This window comes from Bradyrhizobium sp. USDA 4506 (assembly GCF_054058795.1).
Genome location: NZ_JBSSBM010000002.1, coordinates 2,180,693 through 2,202,129 on the forward strand (window position 1 = coordinate 2,180,693; position 21,437 = coordinate 2,202,129).

The window sequence follows — 21,437 nt, forward strand, 5'->3', positions numbered from 1 at the left end:
TCTTTCAGCAAGCAAAAGCTCTCTCGAAATTGTCGCATGATCTCCACCCGCGCGGAATATGGCGGCCTGGCATTTGGTCGTACCCCATGCGGGTAAGACTGAGCGGGTGCAGCCGCGCGTGGTGCCGCCAGCTTCGCTTGCGCCGTTCTGCACGACCGAACGCTACGACCGCGCCGCGCACACTTACGGCAAGTCCTATCCGGATTACGTCAGGGCCATGCTCGGCGATTACGATTGCGCGCCTGATGTCGTGGCCTATCCACGCAACGAGTCGGAGATATCGGCTGTCATGGACTGGGCGGGGTCCGTCGGCGCTTCGCTGACGCCGTTCGGAGGCGGATCGAGCGTGTGCGGTGGCGTCGAGCCGCAGGCCGATGGTATCAGGCACAAGGCGGCCGTCACGCTCGACCTGCGCAATCTCTCCAGGGTCGTCGAAGTCGACCCGGTCTCGCGCGCCGCATTGATCGACGCCGGCACCTATGGTCCATCGCTGGAAAACCAGCTCAAGCCGCACGGCGTCACGTCGCGGCATTTTCCGCAGAGTTTTGAATATTCGACCCTGGGCGGCTGGATCGCGACGCGATCGGGCGGCCACTTCGCCAGTCTCTACACCCATATCGACGATTTCGTCGAAAGCCTGCGTGTCGTGACGCCGGTTGGCGTCGTGGAGACGCGCCGGCTTCCCGGTTCGGGTGCGGGGCCGAGCCCCGACCGCATGTTCATCGGCTCGGAAGGAATTTTGGGCGTGATCTCGCGCGCATGGATGCGATTGCAGCCGCGTCCAAAATTCCGCACCGGCGCATCGGTTCGCTTTCCCACTTTCTTCGATGCCGCGCGCGCGGTGCGTGCGGTCGCGCAAGCCGGCCTCTATCCCTCCAATTGCCGCATCCTCGACCCGCAGGAGGCGTTCAACACCGGTGCGGCCGACGGCAGCTCCGCCATCATGGTGCTGGCATTCGAATCGGGCGATCATCCCCTGGACGCCTGGTTCAAGCGTGCGCTCGAATGCTGCGCCGACCACTGCGGGACACCGGAGCCCGCAGAGGCCGGCGACACGCATCTCGAAGGCGCGGCGGGCATCTGGCGCAACGCGTTCATTCGCATGCCCTATGCGCGCGAATTCTTGACGCCCGCTGCTATCATCAACGATACGTTCGAGACCGCCATCACCTGGGATCGGTTCGAAGGCTTTCACGATCAGGTCAAGGCGGAGACCGAACGCGCGATTCTGCAAGCGACCGGGATCAAGGGTGAAGTCACCTGTCGCTTCACCCACGTCTACCCGGACGGGCCCGCGCCCTACTTCTCTTTCCACGCGCGCGGTCGGCACGGTGCGCTGCTCGCGCAGTGGCAGGCCATCAAGGACGCGGCGAGCGACGCGCTGATCGCGGCAGGCGGCACCATCACGCATCACCATGCAGTTGGCCGCGATCACCGACCCTGGTACGACCGGCAGCGGCCACCGCTTTTTGCTGCCGCGTTGCGGGCCGCCAAGCGCGAACTGGATCCCCGCGGCGTGCTCAACCCGGGCGTCCTGATCGATCCTTAGGCGTGTGCCGTCGATGCACGTCGATCTCGCCCGGACCCGCCATCAGCGCGCTGCTCGCGGACTGGCAGCCCGAGAAGCTGAAGGAGGCCAAGGATTCCGGAAGTGTCCCCGGGGCCAGCGAGATGGCTGATGTGGTGATGTTCATGCTGACGCGGCCACGCGGCATGACCATCGCGACGTCGTCACGCTGCCCACGAGTTTCGACCTCTAGTTTTCGCGGAAATCATGCTCAAGCAAAAGGCTAAAGCGCGATGATGATTGATCCCAATCTCATCACGCTTTAGGGGCATCCGCATTCGAAAGGCGCGGGGAGGAGGCGCACCCTCGCAGTTGCGGGCCACGATCGCCGCAAGCATAAGAATCCCCCGCGGTCGCTCAATTGTACGAGCGTAAGCCCAGGCCATGAAAATGGATGAAAGGAGCTATACGAAGGTTTGACGATGTCTGCGCCGGAGATACGGCGCGCTGCGCACCGGAAGCGCTGATCGTCACGACTGCGAGACCACAGGGACATCCGATCGGCCCGCATGGACTTCCGAGGGACCCCAAGGGGCTGATAACGAGGGTTGCCGAAAGACCACAAGCGGACCGAAGTGCGCTTGTTTCCGCCGATGACTCCCCATTTCCGTCAATTTTGACCGCCATGTCAGGCATGGATATTTTTGCCGAAGCGTGGCCAGGGAAGTCACGGGATCCATTCCTTTCAGTCAAAGCGATTTGCGGAACGCCAATGAAAAACGCTGCGCTGTTTGCCCTTGGCTTGTTGGCCGCTGGTGTTTTGTTCCACGACAGCGCGAGATGTCAGACGTCGCTGGCCCAGCCGCTTTCGCTTGCCCCGCCGCCGTTGAGTGAACAGGGGGCGGCACCTCCGGCCGCCGCCCCCACCAACAGCGTTTGGCCGCCGATGGCGGCACCGAGCGTGTCGCCACCGCGGGCGGCTGGCAAACGTCCCACGTCATCAGCAAAGAGCAATGTTGGGTCGTCACCGGCGATGGATGACGTTCCGCCGCCGGCGGAGACCGCCAAGGGTTCGGTTCCACCCCGAGCCGCCAAAGATGTGCCGCCACCGGCATCCGGCGCGGGCGCCCCACCATCTGCCACTGTCAAGGACACGCCGTCGGCGTCCGACGATGTTTCGCCAGCACCGGTGATCGACAGGCTGCCGCCGTTGGCCAAGCCGGCCACCGATTACGATGGCTTTAGCGTCGGCATCGTCGACGACAATGACGCGTCAAGCCGGACGACGCGACCCGTCAGGTCGCGCCCGGCAAAGCAATCCAAGCGCGGTCAAGAAGCGGATCGTGTCTCTGGGCAGCAATCGGTCGATCCCACGGAAGATGACAAACTAAAGGGCAAGCTCACGATTTGCCGCGGCTGCAAGTAGCAGGTCGCCGCTCCGGTTGCGTTCGTAAATTGGCCCACGGGCCAGGCGGCGCGTTCGGGTGCTCACACCGCGATTGAGGCCGACCTGACGCAGGTCATCCGCCGCCTCGGCCCCGCCAGCAACTATTCGTGGGGGCTTCGACGATTGTCGATGATGCCTGCGTGCGTGGCCCAAGCGTAGATGTGTCTGGTTTGCGCCAAGAGCTGCCCTTTACGCGAGGTCGAATTTTGGCGCAAAGCGAACGTTGGCAGGAACGTGAAGGTCTGCCTGCCAACCGTCGACAGGAGATCGGCGACCGTCCAAGTTGACGGATCACCGATCTCAACTAGTGGCGCTCCAGCCTGGACCAAGGCCTCGATCCCAGATGCCACCTTCATGCAGGCGTCGGCCATCATGTCTCGCAGACGCGCGCACTGACGGGAAAGCGAAGGCGCCGAGAGCACGCCGTGCTCGCCGATCGTCTTGCAGAGCGTTTTGGTCTGGCTAGAGACTGGGTTAGAATTCGAGCTTTATCTCGTGTGGGAGGCGATGGTGCGGTCAGAGCGCGAAGCTCCGACGCGTACAACGGGCGGAGCGGCCTCCCTGGGCGGCGTCGGGTCCCCATGGTCATGGACCGTGCTGGCGTGGGCCGCGCTGCTGGTGGTGATCGTCGCGTCGTTCAGGCCCGCAGTCCCGGTCATCTGGGGCGACACGCCATCCTTCGTGGAATCTGCATTTCGTACGCTCGAGGCCGGACAGCCGACCGTGGCGGGTGGGCGTGATCCAGGCTACCCGGCGTTGCTGGCCGTGACGTTCGCGTTCGGAGGCGACCTCGGGACGGTGGTGCGCCTGCAGCAGGCGGCGTGGACCATACTGATCCTGGCGCTTGCAGCAACCGCGCAGGCGACGACGCGCAACGCCGGTGGGCTTGTGCCGATCATCCTCGTGGCGACGTATCCGGGCCTGCTGCTGTTCAGGAATGTCGTCACCTCGGAGCTTCTCTTCGCGGTCTTCCTCAATCTCGCAATGGCCGGATTGCTCGTTGCCACCTGCGTCAACAAAACGGCGCGGTGCTACGCGGTCGCTGCCGCTATCCTGTGCGCGGCGCTCGCGGCGTGCTTGAGATCGCAAGGAGTCCTGGTCCCGATCGTCGCCGTCCTGGTGGGCGCAAGCCTCGCCCGCCCAGACACGTCTGCGCGCCTCGCCGTGATCGCCGTGTCCGTCGCGGCAGCGCTGGGGCTCCTCGCCACCGGTTCCCGGTTCGGGGCTTCCAACTCCGACCAAGCCTCCGTCGTGTTCGTCCCCAAGACATTGTTCTGCAATCACCTGAACATCGTGCTCGCAAGCGATGCAGCGCGACGCGAGATCGCGTCGGCGGCCGGAGACCGCGCCGACGCCACGATGGCGCGGCTTGCCGCCGACTTCGCGGCGGAGCCGGGTCGGTGGCCGGCACTCGGGTTCTTCGGCGATGCGTGCCTCTTCGACACCGCACTGGATCGAGACGTAGCCAGCGATTCCGGGAATGCCGTCGGCGCGGCGAGAGCCTATCGGCGCATCTTCCTGGCCGCCGTGCGCGACCGGCCGCTGGCCTACGCGGGCAAGGTCGTCCGTCAGATGGCCTATGGGGCCACGGTCGCATGGCCGGCTTACGGACTCGACCCCGCCGTACCGGTGTCGACCGACGATGTGCCGCACGTGTCCGACATCATGACGCGGCACGGCCGGGCGGCTCAGCCGATCGATCTGCAAGGCGGACCAGTTCGGATCGGCCTGCTGTCCGATCTCCCAGTCATCTCCGCCTATCTGTGCAGGGCCTTGTCCATCGCGTTCGTCATCGCCGTAATATATTGGACGGTGACCGCCGTGTGGCGTTGGCGCCCCGAGTTCTCAGCGCGCGGAGGTATCGTCATCGTGATGTGGGCGGCCTCGATCGGGACCGCCGCCGGCGCCCACACCCTCGACGTCTGGCGATACCTAATTCCCGCAGTGCCGATGGTCGGCCTCATGCTGTCCCTTTTTGCCGTCGAACTAGCCGAAATTTTCGCATGCCTGCGGAGGGGCTAATCGCATCATTCGCGAGCTCTCGTGCGCAGAAAATGCGAGCGCATCGCTCTAGCGCCGCAATGTTGGCAGCCTCCTGAACCTGGGAGCTGTCTTTAGAAGAAAGCCGTCCTTACGGAGCAAGCTCAAGACGAATGAGTGACATCTTTTATTCCGGAGGCCGCAGGGCCAAATAAGCAAGCCGCCGCAACTCGCGGCGGCCACGCACGACAGTGTCGAGGATTATTCCACTGAAGAAGCTAAGGAAGGCGAGTATCATAAGTCCTGTCGAAAGAACCGCGGTGGGCAAACGCGGCACTAAGCCGGTCTCAGCATACGTGACGGCAAGAGGTACCGCGATCACGATCGAAACGAACCCGAGTAACGTGCCAATTATGCCGAAAAAAAGCATCGGTCTTTCAATTCGAAACAGCGTTAGGACGGTCAACAGGATGCGCCAGCCGTCGCGGAATGGGGAGAGCTTGGACGTCGAACCTTCCGGCCGGACTTTGTAAGCAGTCCCGATCTCGGCCACTGGCATGTGCAACGCCAGAGCATGGACGCTGATCTCCGTCTCTACCTCAAAACCTTCCGAGAGAGCGGGGAAGCTTTTTACGAACCGGCGCGAGAATACGCGATAACCTGACAGGACATCGCTGAACGAGCGACCGAAGATATACGACAACATTCCAGTGAGGATCGCATTGCCGAGGCGATGACCTGGCCTAAAGGCGGCGTCAGCGGCCGCACTTCGCACACCTACCACCATGTCCAGCTGGCATTCGATCAACTCCTGTATCATCGTCGGTGCAGCCGCTGCGTCATAGGTCGCGTCGCCGTCGGCCATCACATAGACATCGGCATCAATGTCCGCAAAACTCCGGCGGACGACGTTGCCCTTTCCTGGCGTCAGTTCGGTTCGAACTATCGCGCCAGCAGCACGAGCCACATTCACGGTATTGTCAGTCGAATTGTTATCGAAGACATAAATGGCAGCGTCGGGCAAAGCCGCACGAAATGCTGTTACCGAGGCGCCGACGGCCGCCTCTTCATTGCGACAAGGGAGGATTACCGCCACACTTTGTTGCTTCATAGCCGGACCATAGAGCCTGCAGTATGTGCTCAAACCGACAGTAAACCGAAGCTTCCGCGGGCCAGTGCAGGCACTCTCCTATACAGCTCGGGTTGAACGCTGCTTCGTCGCGTGCGTGCCATTCAGCTCAATTTTCTTCAGCCTGACCTTGCCGCCCGCAAGTCTGATCCAGTCCTGAGTGCACCTTGGCCGCTGGATATGCTCGGGCGGGCGGTGTTAGCGACGGGAACTGGCGCGAAGCCCTAGAGGCATTCAGCAAATGCAACTCCAGCCCCCACGTGCGGATCCCCACCAGCATCCGGTTCGCTGTGGTCTCGGCAACGGCGGGATTGCTCGGATCGACTAACAGCGCCATGGGTCCTCGGGACGCAGCCGCCCGTTACACCCTACCACGTCGCTGAATTGAGCGCAGCGTTTTGCATCACGGCAGGATTGGCCGCCGCTGCCCGCCGTGGTCAAAACGCGACTTCGCGGGTAGGGCAGCTTCTCGCAAAGGCAGGCATTCAGCGCGCGTCGCATGCCCGCGAAGGGCCATCAACGGGAGCTGGTTCGCTCGTGATACGGTTCTGATTCTGAGGTTGGACGAGCGGCTTGGACAGGCCGGACACCATGGCATGCCCATGCCGCTCCGTCATCCTGCAGAAAAAAGGCTGCGCAAGGAGGACTCCATCCTGTACCTACATGTTCTGTTTCTATGCTCGGGTGCAATCGCCATACTGAGCACCGCGATGGTTGCTCGAGCTACCGACTCCGAACGATGTCAGGAGCTTGGCAATCGGTTTCGCGTTGAAAAAGCACAGATGAGCGCCATCGAGGTGTCGCTCGCTCTTTTTTCGGCGGCAGACGACAATTGCACCAGCCTGGCTACTGAACGCGGAGCTGATCCTTCGCTGAAGGACAATGCCGGCAAACGCGCGGTGGATCTCACGACCGTGTCGTTGCTGCGCGAGCAGTTCAAGGCGCCGTGCAGGCGCTAACCCTCAGTTCAAGGAAGGCAGCTCTTGGTGCAAAGCGGTCATTCTGCCGGACCCGCACGTCTCTGAAAGGGCAAAAGGCTGACATTGCGCGCGGCTCTCCGGTGGGGTCACAATAGGTTGGGCAGGACGATGACTGGGATTGCGCTGGCACTCCGGGCGGCGCCACGGCGGTTCCTTGCCGGCAAGTGGGGAACCACGATTGTGTACGGTCGTAGGCGGCGCTAGACTCCTCCGACTAAGGATCGACGCTCTTGCTCTGGGAGGTCGATATGGACATAGCGGATTGGCTGCGACGCCTCGGGTTAGACCAGTACGAAAGCGCATTTCGTGACAACGACGTGGACACGGAGACGCTGCTCAGCTTGACGGCAGAGGATTTGCGTGAGCTCGGCGTCACGTCATTGGGACATCGCAAGAGGCTCCTCTCGGCGATCGCCGCCTTATCCCAGCCGCGTGACGGAGAGGTGGAGGACGATCGCGGGCTGCCGGTGCCCGAAGTCAGTTCCTCGAGGAAAATGGAGCGCGCCGAGCGCCGTCATCTGACAGTGATGTTCGCCGACCTTGTCGGGTCGACTGCCCTCTCGGTGCGTCTGGACCCCGAGGACATGAGAGAGATCCTTGCGGCCTACCACCAAGCGGTTGCAGCGGCGGTGGCGCGCTTCGAGGGATACATCGCCAAGCTTATGGGCGACGGCGTGCTCGTCTATTTCGGCTGGCCGCAGGCACATGAGGACGAGGCCGAACGCGCCGTGCGCGCCGGGCTTGCAATCGTGGAAGCCGTAGAGAGGCTAGACAAACGAGCGGGTGTCGCTCTTTCCACGCGTGTCGGGATCGCAACCGGGCCGGTCGTCGTTGGCGACCTCATTGGGGAAGGGGCGGCCCAGGAAGAGGGAGTTGTCGGGGCCACGCCCAACCTCGCAGCGCGTTTGGAGCAGCTCGCAGAACCCGGTGCTGTGGTGATCTCCGAAAGCACACGGCGTCTCCTTGGCAGCTGGTTCACACTCACCGATCTGGGCCCCCAACCGATCCGAGGGATCGAAGCCCCGCTACCGGCGTTCCGCGTTCTGGGCGAAGCGGCAGCCGAGGGTCGGTTCGAGGCCTTGCGACGCGCCGATGTTGGCCCGCTGATCGGACGCGAACACGAACTCGCTCTCCTCCTCGATCGCTGGGAGATGGCCAAAAGCGGCGAGGGTCAGGTCGTGCTGCTATCCGGCGAGGCCGGCATCGGCAAGTCTCGGATTGTCCTTGCACTCCGTGAGCGTGTCCGAAACGAACCTCGGTTCCGGATCGGGTATTACTGTTCGCCCCATCATGCGAACAGCGCGCTCTGGCCTGTAGTCACCCAGCTCCAGCGGGCGGCCGGGTATCTCCGTGAGGATGCACCCTCATTGAAGCTCGAAAAGCTGGAGCGGCTTCTCGGCACGGCCGGAGAGTTCGGGGAGGACGCGGCGCTGTTGCTCGCCGAGCTGATGGGGCTGCCGCTCAATGGACCCTACGCGGCGCCAGGAGGGACGCCGCAAGAGAAGAAGGCGCGGCTCTTTGGCATACTCTTGGCACAGATGGAGGGGCTTTCGCGGCAGCGGCCGATGCTTGTCGTCCTCGAGGACGCGCATTGGCTAGATCCCACGTCGGCGGAGCTGTTCGAGCGAATGGTGGACAGGATCCGGGTTCTGCCAATCCTTCTCGTCACAACCTTGCGGCCTGACGTGCCGACGCCTTGGACGAATTTTCCGCACGTCACATTACTCAGTCTCAACCGCCTCGGGCGGCCAGCATCCCGAACGCTCATCCAGATGGCGGCGGGTGAACGGTCGCTTCCGCCAATCGTGATCGAAGCCATTCTCTCCCGTACGGAGGGTGTGCCTCTGTTCGTCGAGGAATTGACGAAAGCGGTCATCGAATCGGCGATCTGGAAGACAACGGCTGGCGGCAGCGATCTCGAGCTCGCCGGACCACTTCCGCCGCCGGCCATTCCGGCGACGCTGCAGGATTCGCTCATGGCGCGTCTCGACCGCCTGGCTCCGGCACGCGAGGTAGCACAGATCGCCGCCTGCATCGGTCGGGAGTTCGATGAGGACGTCGTCAGGGCGGTCGCCGGATATCCCGAGGCGCAGCTGGCGGCGGCGCTTGGTCAGCTCTGCCAGGCGGGACTCATCCAACGACGTGGGACGCCGCCCCATCATGCGTACAGCTTCAAGCACGCGCTTGTCTGCGACGCGGCCTACGCCACCTTGCTCAAATCGTCCCGTCAGCAGCTGCATGCGCGCGTCGCACAAGCGATCGAGCGGTTGCGGCCAGAGATCGCGGTGGGCCAGCCCGAGATCGTCGCCCATCATTTTATTGAAGGCGCACTGCCCGACCAGGGGGCAATTTATCTGATGGCCGCCGGTCGGCTGGCAAAGGCGCGGCATGCTGTCAAAGAAGCTGTATCCCAACTTGAAACGTGCCTGCAGCTTACGACCCGTCCTCGAGGGGATGCAGCGCCGCCCGCCCGGCGCATCGAGCACGAGTGCCTCCTGATGCTCGGTGACTTGGCCGGCGTCGACGACGACCTTGATGGAGCGAACGCCTACTACGAGCGCGCCATGGCGCTTGGCGAGACCGACGCTGACCGCGACCGCGCGCGCAAGTGCATTCATCGTGCCAAGTACGCAGTACGGGAGGGTGCACGCCTCGTCTTCTACGAGCACGGCAGCGGCGAGCCGACCGTCGTTTTCATAAATCCGATCGTATACGGGCTTGCGACCTTTGAGCCGATTCTCGAGCAGCTTTGCCAGGAATTCCGTGTCATCACGGTCGACTGCCGGGGTGCCGGACGATCCGACCCTCTCGTGCGTCCTTACTCAACCCTCCAACACATGGAGGACCTCCGCGCGATCATCCACGCGGTCGCCGCCGCCCCAATCATCGGCGTTGACATCTCGCGCGGCTCAAACCTGCTCATCCAGCTTACTCATAGGCACCCGGAACTCGTCGGAAAGATCGTGACGGTGGGCACGCCGATGATTGGAACGCTGCCGAACGGGCGTCCGGTTTTTAACCCGGATTACACAGCGCTTCGTCAGGACGCCTATGCGCGGGGCGCCGTTGAGGAACTAGTTCGCTTGCAAACACGGTATGTCTACAGCGAGCCAGATACCGACGAGCTACGGCGGATGGCCTCCGAGCGCATGTGCAGGTTGCCGATTGAGACGATCCTTAGCTTCTACGATCCGGACCCAGGCATGGACATCGCGCCGCTGCTCGAATCGATCGCCGTCCCAACCCTCGTTACCCACGGCCGGGAAGACCGGCTCGTCACATGCGATGCCAGCGTATTCATCGCGTCTCGCATTGTCGGCGCGCAGCTCTATCTCTTCGACGGCAGGGGACACAACCCGATGTTCTCGGCTACGGACGAGTTTTGCGATGTGCTTCGCAATTTCATTCGGACAGGACGCGCGGAAAGAACGTTTCGAGGATCGGCGGCGGCGTGAACCAAGGTCTCAAACAACTGCCTGGCCGCGCAGAGCATGAGCGGCGCCCGAATACAAACGTCACCGACGCGCAGCAAATGTCTCAATTCGGTCAAACTGCGACTTGGCGGGGAGGGCAGCTTCTGGCGCAAAGCGGACATGTATATCGGCGTCGGAGTCGAGTGAGCGGTGCGAGCGATGATCGTACAAACTGAACCCGCGCTTTCCTGATCGTTGACGGTACTGAAAGCTATGCAGCGCGACTACGAGCGGTAGCCGTCCCGGCTAGCCACGTGCGGCCACTTAGCCGATTGACTCCGATACTTGCCGAAGTCGCCATTCTTCCGACCAGAACGAATTTTCCTGTGAATTCAGCATCAAGAAGTTAGGGCGGGCATACCGTCGGGATTTGTCCGCCAGCTTTGAGAGTTTGTGCTTGCAAATCAACGCCGTAGTGTCGTTCTAAATGATTGAGTGGGAGTAGTGACGGACGTCATGCGGCCGTCCAAGTTACCATCTCTCGGAGAATAGCTTCGAAGACCAAGACGGAAAGGCTTTGCCGATCAAGCTATGGGACTGGGAGTATTCATTCATCGGCTGGACTCGATCTATGAGGACAGTCCAGCCGAACAATATCAATTTCCCAGCCAGTATTTGCGTCGCGTAGAAGCCTGCGTTGGTGATTGGATAATTTACTACGAACCGCGCAAGGTCGCGGAAACACGGGGCTACTTTGCGATTACAAAGGTTCAACAAGTTATTCCGGACCCCGGGGCGCCTGGGATGTACCTCGCGCTGATTGAGCCGGGAAGCTATCTCGACTTTGCGAATCCGGTTCCTTTCAGCGAACCAACTGGGCGACCGATAGAGCGAGGCGTTCTCAACGATGAGGGGCGGATTTCGGGACGCGCTCAATCGGCGGTGCGGCCAATCTCTCCTGAAGATTTCAGTAGAATCGTTGGACTCGGCCTTGAGGAAAAGGCTCCTTTACTGCCTCGGCTCGACGATGAAATACCGCTGCGGTCTCTTGCAGAGGAGCAGGTGCCTTTCACATATGACCAGCAGCGCGATCGCGTTAGTATTACCATGTCGAGGATTTTGCGCGATCGCGTCTTCCGACGTGTCGTTCTGCGCGCCTATGATGAACGGTGCGCCATCACGGGACTGAAACTCATCAACGGAAGAGGCCGGGCGGAGGTTGCTGCCGCACACATTCGGCCGGTGGAAGCGAGCGGGCCTGATGTTATCAGCAATGGGATCGCGCTTTCAGGCACGGCGCATTGGATGTTTGATCGGGGCTTGATCAGCTTGGCCGATGATTTGGAGATATTAATCTCGCGACAGACAAATGATCCGGAAGGGATACGATCGATAATCAACAAGTCCGGTCAGGCGCTTGCGCCTCAGCGCATGTCTGACCGTCCGCATCCGCATTTTCTAAGGTGGCACCGCGAGCATTGCTTTAAGCAATGAGTCCGTAGCAATGCATCGGCAAGCGTAGCCCGGATGAGCGAAGCGATATCCGGGCCACGTCCTATCCGCGTGTCGTGGTGTCCCGCATATCGCTGCGCTCGTGCGGGCTACTCACCTCGACCTGACGTTCGTACCGTCTATGCCGGCAAAAGACCCGCGGCGCGATAATTGTCGATCATCGCGTCGTAGAGCGAAATATCGGAGCGGCTTCTGGCGACGAGCTGCGCGCCGGCGACGGCGGCGAAGATGGCGCGGGCCCGCTGTTCGCTCTTTCTCGAACTGACCAGGCCCGCGGCCACCAACAACTTGCTCAGCCACGCCACGTTGACGTCGGCAAAGGTCTGGACCTCCTTCTTCACCACGTCCGGCAGGTCGTCGACTTCTGCCGACATGAAGCTGCAGAGGCACATGCGGTTGTTGCTCTCGAGCGCTTTGCGAAACACATCGGGATATCGACGCAGGCAGCGGACAGGATCGGCCGTTTCTGCCAGCATCGACTCGAGTTGGGCGGCGGTGTCCTCCCAGTAGCGCCGCGCGACGGCCACGCCGAGATCGGCCTTGCTCGGAAAATGGTGATAGATGCTGGCGGCCTTGATCCCGACTTCCTCCGCGAGATCGCGGAAAATCAAGCCGCCATAGCCGCGTGCCTGCGCGGTCCGCTTTGCTGCCGCCAGGATGGCCTCCCGAGAGCTCGAACTCACTTCGTTGCCTCACTGCTTCGTTATCTACCAAGTGACAGATAGGCGTTGGCCGGCCTGATTTGAAGGCTAATTTTACCCTACCAAGTGACAGGTAGACAGGAGTCATAATGAAGATTTACGATTGGCCAACTGGCCCATATCCGGCCCGCGTTCGCATCGCTTTGGCCGAGAAGAACCTGAGGTCGCAAGTGGAGTTCGTATTGGTCGATCTCTACAAGGGCGAGCACAAGAAGCCCGAATTCCTCGCCAAGAACTACTCCGGCACGCTGCCGGTGCTCGAACTCGACGACGGGGCGTTCATTGGCGAGTGCACGGCCATTACCGAGTACCTTGACGCGCTCAATGGCGCGCCGACGCTGACCGGCAGGACGCCGCGCGAAAAGGGTGTGATCCACATGATGAGCAAGCGCGCCGAACTGGAACTGCTCGATGCCATCAGCGTCTATTTCCACCACGCCACGCCGGGTCTCGGGCCTCATGTCGAGATCTATCAGAATCCCGAATGGGGATTCCGTCAGTGCGACAAGGCCCTCAGGGGGATGCACTACTTTGACGGCATTCTGAAACGACAGCCGTTCGTCGCCGGCGAGGCATTCACGATGGCCGATATCACCCTCATAGGCGGCTTGATCTTCGCGGGGCTGGTGAAGGTGCCGGTGCCGATGGAGTGCGAGGCTCTTTTGGCATGGTATGCAGTGATGCAGGAGCGTCCCAGCGTGAAGAACCGGATAACGATGTCCGAGCCGATCGAGGCATCTTGATTAAGATCGTCGTTTGCGAACACCGCCCTCGCGAGTCTTACGCGAGGGCGGATCGTCAGGATGGCAAGCGTAGCCCGGATGAGCGCAGCGACATCCGGGGCATTTTCTATCCGCGCGTCGCGGGTGCCCCGCATATCGCTGCGCTCATGCGGGCTACTCACTTCTCGGTCAAATCACACGGCCGGGATCAATCACTGCTCCTTCTTGAACAAATCCTGGAAGATGAGCGGGCCCCAAGTGCGGCCGCGTGCGTGCACCAGCGCGCCACCCTCGTTGAGCCTTCCCAGCTTGACGGGTGCGAACCCGAGTTGCTTCGCCAAGGCCGCCACAGGCGCGACCGCGTCCTCGTCGTCACCAGACAGCAAGACCACCCGGTGCCCACCCTCGACGATCGGATCGGCAGCCAAGATGGCCGCAATCAGGTGATTGAACCCTTTGACGAGCTTGGCGCCGGTGAACGCCTTCGCGACGAAGGCGGAGGACGGCAGGCCGTCCAGCTCTTCAGGGACTGGAAACGCGTTCATCGCGTCGATCACCGTCTTGCCTTTCCAGCTCGGCAGGGCCTTCGCGACCTCGCGATGCTCCCCGAACGGGACCGCCAGGATGATTGTGTCGGCCTCGAGCGCTTCCCGCAACGACTTGGCGACGACCGTGGGTCCAATCGCCCGAGCCTGCGGCGCCAACGCCTCGGGCGGCCGGCGGCTCGCGACGGTCACGTCGATGTTCTTACGGGCGAAGGCGTGGGCGAGGGCCTGGCCTATCTTACCGAATCCTACAATCGCGTAGCTCATAGTGCTTCTCCGATCCGTGTTGATTCGATTTCAGATGGCCGAAAAACCGCCGTCGACAGACAAATCCACCCCATTCACGAAGCTCGAATCGTCTGAGGCAAGAAACAGCGCGGCCGCCGCAATTTCCTCGGGACGACCCATCTTTCCGCGCGGGATCAGGGATTCGAACATCCGCTTCGCCGCCTCGTCGAGAACCTGGTCCTGCATCGGTGTGGCGATCGGCCCCGGGCTCAGCACGTTCACCCGGATATTCCTGCCCTTCAGTTCGTTGAGCCAGGTGCGCGCGAATGAGCGCAACGCCGCCTTGCTTGCCGCATACACGCCGTAACCGGGAAAGCCCTTTACCGACGCGACCGACCCGGTCATGAAGATCGATCCGCCATCGTTGAACAGCGGCAACGCCTTCTGAACCGCAAACAGCGTTCCGCGCGTATTCAGGTTGAAGGTCGCATCGAAATGCCGCTCGGTAATCTCGCCCAGAGGGACGGCTTCGCCCATGCCGGCGCTCGCGTACAGGACGTCGATCCTGCCCTTTTCCCGCTTGACCGTGTCGAACAGACGATCGAGGTCGTCGAGATTGGCCGCGTCGCCGCGCACGCCGGTTACGTTCCGGCCGATCAGCCTGACGGCCTCGTCGAGCACCTCCTGCCTTCGGCCCGTGATGAAAACATATGCGCCTTCTTCAACGAACCGCCTGGCGCTCGCCAGCGCCATGCCGCTCGATCCACCCGTGATGACTGCAACCTTACCTTCAAGCTTTCCCATGACTTCTCCTTTCGTCGTGCCGGACAGCGTCTCTGGTCCCATTTGCCAGATGGCCCTCGAGAACCTCGACGTAGCTCCGCCGGCGTCAGGCGTTGAGTGCGGAAGCGCGCACATCGGTGGTGCGAAATCGATCCGGCCGGATGACTGACGCCAGCCGCGACGATTGGTGTCCGCCGTTCGGAATTGGGGCGCGTTTGTCGGCGTGGCTATTCGGCTTGGGCTATGATGATCGCCCGTGCTACCCACATACGAGATGCTGTTCGACGTACTGGAGACGGGCTTTGGAAGGCGCACCCCAGCGGTGCTGGATTGCACCATGATCGACTGGGATGACGTTCGCTACTTTCTTGCCGTCGCGCGCGGAGGCTCGGTGCGGGCTGCCGCCGAGCGCCTCGGGGTGAACCACTCGACCGTGCTGCGACGCGTCGCCCAACTGGAGGAGCGGCTCGGAGCGCAGATGTTCGAGAAGCTGCCTTCGGGCTACCGCCTGACGGCTGCGGGTGAGGAGGTCCTCGAACTCGCGGACCAGATGGAGGCCTCGTCGCACCAGCTGGAGACGCGCGTCTTCGGCCGCGACCAGGGCGTGCGCGGGCTTCTGCGGGTGACGCTGGCGCCGCCCCTCGCGACACACCTGCTCATGCCGGACTTCTCCGATTTCGCGCGACTGCATCCGGATATCGAGATGGAAATCTTGTCGTCCGGCGAGCTGGCAAATCTGACCAACCGGGAGGCCGATGTAGCGATCCGCGTCGTCTACGACCGCAAAACCCTGCCGCTCAATCTTCACGGCTTGAAGGGACCGGAGCTGTTCGGAGGCATCTACATATCCCGCGATCGACTGGCCGCGTGGCGCGCGGGCGCGCCTGACCCCGTCAGGTGGATCGTCATAAGTATTCACGGAATCCCGGACTGGGCCCACGAGGGTGAGGTTCGCGCCGCCGAGGTTCCGTTCAGGGCCACAGATGCCGCGGCGCAGATCGTCGCGGTGCAGCAGGGGATCGGCATGACGACGCTGCCGTGCTTCGTCGGAGATGCCGACCCGCTGCTGGTGAGGGTGCCGGGCACCGACTTGCACATGTACGGAACGCTCTGGCTTCTCACACAGGGGGAGACACGCAAGACGAAGCGCGTGCGGCTCTTCACGGAGTTCGTATCCCGCAGGCTCACCGCATACGCGCCGCTTCTCGCCGGACTGTCCGTATCACGCGACTGACGCGCGGGCAGGTCGCCGATGGCGCTTGCCGCAATCCGGTCGGAGGCGAGCTGCGATTGCACCAAGCGAAAATCGCGGTCAATTCCCTTGCGCTGCTGACGGTAGCAAAGCGTAGCCCGGATGAGCGAAGCGATATCCGGGGCATTTCTATCCGTGTGTCGCGTGGTGCCCCGCATATCGCTGCGCTCATGCGGGCTACTCGCTGTTTCATCGTCGCGATGGCACACCACGGCGGTCAAGCAGCTAGGAGGCCGCCCGACCGATCGATGCGCGCTGAGCGATCAATATGGGCCCGGCTCGCAGGGGACATTGTTGCCGGTCCAGGGCGCGGTGGCGAATGAACCGACGCGCGGCGCCGGAATGCAGGCGCGACCGTCGACATAGACGGGCTCGGTCGGCGCGGCGGCGCTCGCCTCCGCGACGTGGCGGGACATCGCGTGGGTTTCACGCGCCATTGCCGGCGACGCGATCATGGCAACCGCGATCAAGGAAGCCGACAGGAGTTTGACGTTGGTCATGGAGTTTCTCCGTTTTGTTTATGGGGCCGAGGAGTCTGGCCTCGTCAGATATTTGTGCACGGCGACGGCGGACTTGAATGCAATCATCACTCACGCCGGCTCAACGCTGCGTGAGCAATGCGATCCTCGCCGTTGTGTCGCGCGATGCAGACCATCACCGACAGGCCGGATGAACGAAGCGTAATCCATCACGTCTTCGCGTGATGATCGTGAGGGTGCGTTACGTGCGCGTTGACGCTCCTACGGGTTCAGCAAGCGTAGCCCGGATGAGCGAAGCGATATCCGGGGCGTGTCGTGGCGTCCCGCATATCGCTGCGCTCGTGCGGGCTACCCGTGCCTAGGAACTTTCGGACGCAAACGCCGCACAAAACTCCGTCACGGCGCGAGCTCCGCTCGGACCTCGCCGAGCAGCGCCATGCCGCCGAGCCGGCCCAGTTCGTCCGAACATTTTGCGCTCTTGCCGTAGCAGCAGAAGGCGACTGTGACGCGCTCTGAAAGTGGTCCGATGCAGGGCAGGCCGCTGTCGCCGAATGTGGTCATGCAAGGCACGACGCGGCGCTCCTCGAAAGCGAGGTCGCGAATGCGGTCAAGGATCTGTTGTTGAAGCCGATCGGCAACCTCAATCGATCCGCCCGAGCGGAACCAGTTCTTGATATCGGCCTCGCTGCCGAGCGGAAGATCGACCGGATCGCCGCCGAGCTTCAGCCAGGTCTGGCCGTCCGGATAGCGGATCGGAGGCAGGATGTAGGGATTGTCGCCCTTGGGCCCGAGACAACGCATCGACGGCATTCCGGCCAGGCGTTGAACCTCCGCCGCACCAAGCCGGAACAGCGCCGCGGTCCGCCCATAGACCGTAAAGCCCAGGGAGCGGCCGAGCAGCGATTGGGTGTGCCCGCCCGCCGCAACCAGAACGCGCTCGGCCTCGACGCTCCCCGATCGCGTCCGGATCGTGACGCCGGAGCCGCTTTCCGAAATCCCCAGCGCGGGTTCGTCGATGATCCGGGCGCCGGCGCGTTCCGCCGCGATCGTCTGCGCGCGGACCAGGCGGCGCGGGCTGATGTATCCGGCATTGTGCGGCTCGAAATAACCCTGCATTCCCGCCGTCGATTTCAGAAACGGAAAGCGCTCCGCGAGCCCCGCATCATGATAGGCTTCACACCGGATCCCGTCTTCGGCACAGATCCTGCCGATCGAAGCAACATCGCTGGTTTCGCTGCGGCCGATGTGAAGTGCTCCAGCTTCCCGATAGAACTCCACGCCGCTCTCCGCTGCAATCTCGCCGTAGCGCGAAATCGCGGCGCGGTTCGCTTGCCGCCAGAACGGCCCCGGATCGTAACTCCGCGTGATGCGGCCCTCGTCATAGTGGCTGCCGAAGACGCCGCCATGGCGCGAAAAATCCGCCGGCTCATCGGGCCCGATCAGCGCAACATCGTGGCCCATCTTGCTCAGATGCCGCGCAGCTGCCGATCCGATCAGGCCGCGTCCGATCACCGCAAGTTTGATCGCTTGATTGGGGCTCACGAAGAAGTCCTGCGCTCTGCCTGCATCGGCAGTGTGAGATCGACCATGTCATTTCCGATGCCCTGGCAGCAAGCATAATCCAGCTGAGCGCGCAGGTGGACCGGCGAAGCGTAATCCGCCACATCTTGAAGCCGGCCGCGAGGCAGCAGGTTACGCGTTCGGCTAACCCGGCCCCGATTTCCCGCGAGACTCTTCGCGACTGCCGGGAAGTCGGCGCAAGCCGGCGTCTGACGACGCTGTTTTTCCGCGCGAACGCTCCACTGAGCGAACTTGAAACAAATAGTCACGGTGATTTCACTCGCGCTGAACGGCGTTATATGAGATGATGCAACCAAGGGTTAACATGGTGCATCTTCACCGGCAGGAGGGCGAAATGAGCGACCAGATGATCGAGGCGACGACAAGTCCGGCACAGATCGTTCAACAGGCGGCAAAAAAATATCTCGACATCAGCAACGCCCCTGGCTGCTGCATCGCGGTCTATGACGAAAAGTCGTTCGGCACCAAGGGCTACGTCTACCCCAAGGGACTGTCAGGCGTGGCCGGCTCTTCGCCCGCGCCATTCAGTGTCACGACCGACACGGTGTTCGAGATCGGATCGGTGACCAAGGTGTTCACCAGCACATTGCTGGCGGTGGCGGTCAAGGCTGGTGGGCCCACTCTTGACGATACCATCGGCCCTTATCTGAACCTCTTCAGCGCGAACGCGGTGGGAACGCCGGTGCTGGACGCCATCCAGCTCGTGCAATTCGCCACCCATACCTCCGGCATGCCGGAGCAGCCGGGGGACGGCTTGACTGGCTACAGCGAGCAGCTGTTTGCGGACGAGCCGCCCTCCAGTGAACTCATCAACTGGTGGAATCAATATGATACGCCGCCGCAAGGCTGCTGGCAGTATTCCAACATCGGCTTCGTGACCTTGGGCTTTGCGGTCACGCAGATGTTTGCGAAAGACAAGGGCCATAACTACAACGAAATTTTGGCCGAATACGTCACCGGTCCACTCGGCATGAAGCAGACCGGAGCCGTGCTCAATTCGTCGTGGAAGATCGCGCAGGGATGTATCGGGCATTGGAGCAAGAGCTCCGAGCCGCCATACCAGATCGTCTTCGACCGCAACACGCCGACCGGCGGCACGGCCTTTGATCTGAAGACCACCGGCGACGATATGATCAGGTTTCTCGCGGCGCAGATCGCGGCCCCGAACGGGCCGCTCGGGTCGCAAATCGCGCTGACGCAGCAGAACCAGGGGACATTCCCCATCTGCGGGGAGAAGACCAGCGTCACCATGGGCCTCGCCTGGCAGATCACCACGGACGCGCAGGGCCATACCGTTTTCACAAAGAACGGCGCGACGAGCAGAGGCGGATTCGAAGCGATCGTGATCGTCGTGCCGGAACTGCAATGCGGTGTCGCGGTGCTGAGCAACCAGTATTTCGATGCGTCCCGCGTGCACCCCGCGGGGATCGCACCCGGCCGCACCGCACTGGAGATTATTTCGCAGCTTCATCCAGGCTTCGAACTGACCGAACCGCTGCCAGAACACGATCCATTCGACTAGCAAACCTGGCCCGGACGAGTGCACCGATGTCCGGCGGCTTTGTCGTCTGCGCGAGAGCGCTGTCCCTGTTGTCGCCAACCTCAGCCGGTCGGTGGTTTACCCGTGTTAACCGCCAACTGAGCCTCGAAAGCGCGCTGGTAAGCCGGCCGGGCTTCGCCGCGGGCGACATAGGCGGACAGGCCCGGATATTCTTCGAGAATGCCCGATGCTCTCAGCCTGAGCAGCACCGACACCATCATCAGGTCGCCCGCGCTGAACGCGCCGTCGAGCCAGTCGGCCTTGCCGAGGCGGGGGGAGAGTTGCGTCAGCCGGTCGCGGATGCGATCCATGACCAGCGGCAGGCGGTCTTTGGTCCAGGGCTTGTCGCTCTCCAGAATCCTGGCGGTCATGAGTTCGAGGATCGGCGGTTCCACCGTGTTGACCGCGGCAAACATCCAGGTGATCGCGCGGGCGCGGGCATTGGCATCGCCGGGCAGCAGGCCGGCATGACGCTCGGCGATATGGAGCACGATCGAGCCTGTCTCGAACAGCGCCAGATCACCTTCCTCATAGGTCGGAATCTGGCCGAAGGGATGCAGCGCCAGATGCGCGGGTTCCTTCATCGCCTGGAACGAAACAAGGCGAACCTCGTAAGGCTGGCCCGTTTCTTCCAGCGCCCAGCGAACGCGCGTATCGCGCGCCAGTCCCTTGCCGCCATCGGGCGACCGTTCGAAGGCGGTAATGATGGGCGTCATCGTTTCTCTCCATGTCCTTGCGTCCTGAGAGTCTGACTCATAAATCACCCAACCTTAGCTGCAGCCGCGAGTCTGCGGGTCAGGAGCCTGATGTGTGCAATCAGCAGCCAGGCAGCTTCGGTTGCCACCGTCGCCTCGAAGTCCTTGGCGAGGCGGCGGCATCTGCCGAACCAAGCGAATGTGCGTTCAACCACCCACCGCCTCGGCAGAAGCTGGAAGCCTTTGACGCCTTGAGGCCGCTCGACGATCTCGACAGTCCATGGACCGCAGTCTGAGAGCGCGTCGAGGAGTTGATTTCCGCGGTAGACCCGGTCGGCAAAGACGTGGCGCAGCCGGGGGAAGTTCATCCGCACGTTCTTCAGCAGCGGTACGGCGCCATGGCAGTCCTGAACGTTGGCGGGATGAACATGAACCCCGAGGAGGAGGCCATTGGTATCCGTCACAATGTGCCGCTTGCGGCCGTAGATGCGCTTGCCTGCATCGTAGCCGCGCGGTCCGCCAGCTTGCGTGGTTGGCGCACTTTGACTGTCGATCACGGCTGCCGTCGGCTTCGGTGTCCGTCCAAGCTTTTTTCGCGCCCGTCGGACAAGCACGCTGACAATCCTCTGCCACCGGCCTGTATCCCGCCATCTATAAAAATAGCCCTGCACCGTCGAATAGGGCGGGAACTCCTGCGGCAACGCCCGCCACTGGCAGCCGGTCGAAACGATATAGAGGATCGCTTCGATCACACGACGCAGCTCCGTCTTACGCGGCCGGCCGCGCCGGTTCGCTCGCGGCAACAGGCGTCTGATCAGCGCCCACTCCGCATCGGTCATATCGCTTGCATAACGCAGATCGTCCCGCCGATATTGCTCCCGAGTGATCTTGGTCCAGGGCATCGTGCTCTCCCTCGAATCTTTGCAAATCCGATGGAATCACA

Annotated in this window: 17 protein-coding genes and 1 pseudogene; 10 read left to right on the forward strand and 8 right to left on the reverse strand. The window is 62.4% G+C overall.

The genetic code is table 11. The features are described from left to right. The first annotated feature begins 73 nt into the window (after positions 1 to 73). The 4 genes and pseudogenes from ACVIHF_RS12280 (at position 74) to ACVIHF_RS12295 (ending at position 4,976) form a co-directional block, all read left to right on the forward strand. On the forward strand, positions 74 to 1,549 hold the full coding sequence (locus ACVIHF_RS12280) for an FAD-binding oxidoreductase (protein WP_456780707.1): 1,476 nt from the start codon (positions 74 to 76) through the stop codon (positions 1,547 to 1,549). Between the two features lie 11 nt (positions 1,550 to 1,560). After that, a pseudogene (locus ACVIHF_RS12285) lies at positions 1,561 to 1,760 on the forward strand (glucose dehydrogenase); the annotation flags it as partial. A gap of 519 nt (positions 1,761 to 2,279) precedes the next feature. Then, entirely contained in the window at positions 2,280 to 2,933 is a 654-nt protein-coding gene (locus ACVIHF_RS12290) for a hypothetical protein (RefSeq protein WP_456780706.1), read from the forward strand. 615 nt (positions 2,934 to 3,548) lie between these two features. Then, positions 3,549 to 4,976, forward strand: coding sequence for a hypothetical protein (locus tag ACVIHF_RS12295; RefSeq protein WP_456792148.1), 1,428 nt, complete (start codon positions 3,549 to 3,551; stop codon positions 4,974 to 4,976). Between the two features lie 145 nt (positions 4,977 to 5,121). On the opposite strand, the gene ACVIHF_RS12300 is transcribed toward ACVIHF_RS12295, so the two are convergent. Next, the gene (locus tag ACVIHF_RS12300) at positions 5,122 to 6,045 is read right to left on the reverse strand and encodes a glycosyltransferase family 2 protein (RefSeq protein ID WP_456792149.1); all 924 of its coding nucleotides are present in this window, start codon (positions 6,043 to 6,045) and stop codon (positions 5,122 to 5,124) included. Between the two features lie 614 nt (positions 6,046 to 6,659). Here ACVIHF_RS12300 and ACVIHF_RS12305 point away from each other — a divergent pair. From ACVIHF_RS12305 to ACVIHF_RS12315, 3 genes are all read left to right on the forward strand, one after another. Next, on the forward strand, positions 6,660 to 7,022 hold the full coding sequence (locus ACVIHF_RS12305; protein WP_456780704.1) for a hypothetical protein: 363 nt from the start codon (positions 6,660 to 6,662) through the stop codon (positions 7,020 to 7,022). A gap of 269 nt (positions 7,023 to 7,291) precedes the next feature. After that, positions 7,292 to 10,498, forward strand: a complete 3,207-nt coding sequence (locus ACVIHF_RS12310) for an alpha/beta fold hydrolase (RefSeq protein ID WP_456792150.1) — start codon at positions 7,292 to 7,294, stop codon at positions 10,496 to 10,498. 549 nt (positions 10,499 to 11,047) lie between these two features. Beyond that, complete coding sequence (locus tag ACVIHF_RS12315; protein ID WP_456792151.1) at positions 11,048 to 11,950, forward strand: HNH endonuclease; 903 nt, start codon at positions 11,048 to 11,050, stop codon at positions 11,948 to 11,950. 137 nt (positions 11,951 to 12,087) lie between these two features. Here ACVIHF_RS12315 and ACVIHF_RS12320 read toward each other — a convergent pair whose 3' ends face one another. Beyond that, positions 12,088 to 12,651, reverse strand: coding sequence for a TetR/AcrR family transcriptional regulator (locus ACVIHF_RS12320; RefSeq protein ID WP_253609004.1), 564 nt, complete (start codon positions 12,649 to 12,651; stop codon positions 12,088 to 12,090). 107 nt (positions 12,652 to 12,758) lie between these two features. On the opposite strand from ACVIHF_RS12320, the gene ACVIHF_RS12325 reads away from it, so the two are divergent. Next, on the forward strand, positions 12,759 to 13,412 hold the full coding sequence (locus ACVIHF_RS12325; RefSeq protein WP_253609003.1) for a glutathione S-transferase: 654 nt from the start codon (positions 12,759 to 12,761) through the stop codon (positions 13,410 to 13,412). A gap of 191 nt (positions 13,413 to 13,603) precedes the next feature. On the opposite strand, the gene ACVIHF_RS12330 is transcribed toward ACVIHF_RS12325, so the two are convergent. Both ACVIHF_RS12330 and ACVIHF_RS12335 read right to left on the reverse strand, forming a co-directional pair. After that, positions 13,604 to 14,203 (reverse strand): NADPH-dependent F420 reductase, encoded by a 600-nt coding sequence (locus ACVIHF_RS12330; protein WP_253609002.1) that lies wholly within the window; start codon positions 14,201 to 14,203, stop codon positions 13,604 to 13,606. A gap of 30 nt (positions 14,204 to 14,233) precedes the next feature. Continuing rightward, positions 14,234 to 14,968, reverse strand: coding sequence for an SDR family NAD(P)-dependent oxidoreductase (locus ACVIHF_RS12335; protein WP_253609001.1), 735 nt, complete (start codon positions 14,966 to 14,968; stop codon positions 14,234 to 14,236). Between the two features lie 316 nt (positions 14,969 to 15,284). Here ACVIHF_RS12335 and ACVIHF_RS12340 point away from each other — a divergent pair, with 316 nt between their 5' ends. Beyond that, complete coding sequence (locus ACVIHF_RS12340; protein ID WP_253609000.1) at positions 15,285 to 16,181, forward strand: LysR family transcriptional regulator; 897 nt, start codon at positions 15,285 to 15,287, stop codon at positions 16,179 to 16,181. A gap of 281 nt (positions 16,182 to 16,462) precedes the next feature. On the opposite strand, the gene ACVIHF_RS12345 is transcribed toward ACVIHF_RS12340, so the two are convergent. Beyond that, on the reverse strand, positions 16,463 to 16,699 hold the full coding sequence (locus tag ACVIHF_RS12345; protein ID WP_253608999.1) for a hypothetical protein: 237 nt from the start codon (positions 16,697 to 16,699) through the stop codon (positions 16,463 to 16,465). Positions 16,700 to 17,074: 375 nt separating this feature from the next. Beyond that, complete coding sequence (locus ACVIHF_RS12350) at positions 17,075 to 18,220, reverse strand: NAD(P)/FAD-dependent oxidoreductase (RefSeq protein ID WP_253608998.1); 1,146 nt, start codon at positions 18,218 to 18,220, stop codon at positions 17,075 to 17,077. Between the two features lie 373 nt (positions 18,221 to 18,593). Here ACVIHF_RS12350 and ACVIHF_RS12355 point away from each other — a divergent pair, with 373 nt between their 5' ends. Continuing rightward, positions 18,594 to 19,781 (forward strand): serine hydrolase domain-containing protein, encoded by a 1,188-nt coding sequence (locus ACVIHF_RS12355; RefSeq protein ID WP_253608997.1) that lies wholly within the window; start codon positions 18,594 to 18,596, stop codon positions 19,779 to 19,781. Positions 19,782 to 19,861: 80 nt separating this feature from the next. Here the strand turns inward: ACVIHF_RS12355 and ACVIHF_RS12360 are convergent, their stop codons facing one another. Together ACVIHF_RS12360 and ACVIHF_RS12365 are read right to left on the reverse strand one after the other, a co-directional pair. Next, positions 19,862 to 20,515, reverse strand: coding sequence for a glutathione S-transferase family protein (locus tag ACVIHF_RS12360; protein ID WP_253610030.1), 654 nt, complete (start codon positions 20,513 to 20,515; stop codon positions 19,862 to 19,864). Between the two features lie 44 nt (positions 20,516 to 20,559). Further along, complete coding sequence (locus ACVIHF_RS12365; protein ID WP_253608194.1) at positions 20,560 to 21,396, reverse strand: IS5 family transposase; 837 nt, start codon at positions 21,394 to 21,396, stop codon at positions 20,560 to 20,562. Between the last annotated feature and the right edge of the window lie 41 nt (positions 21,397 to 21,437).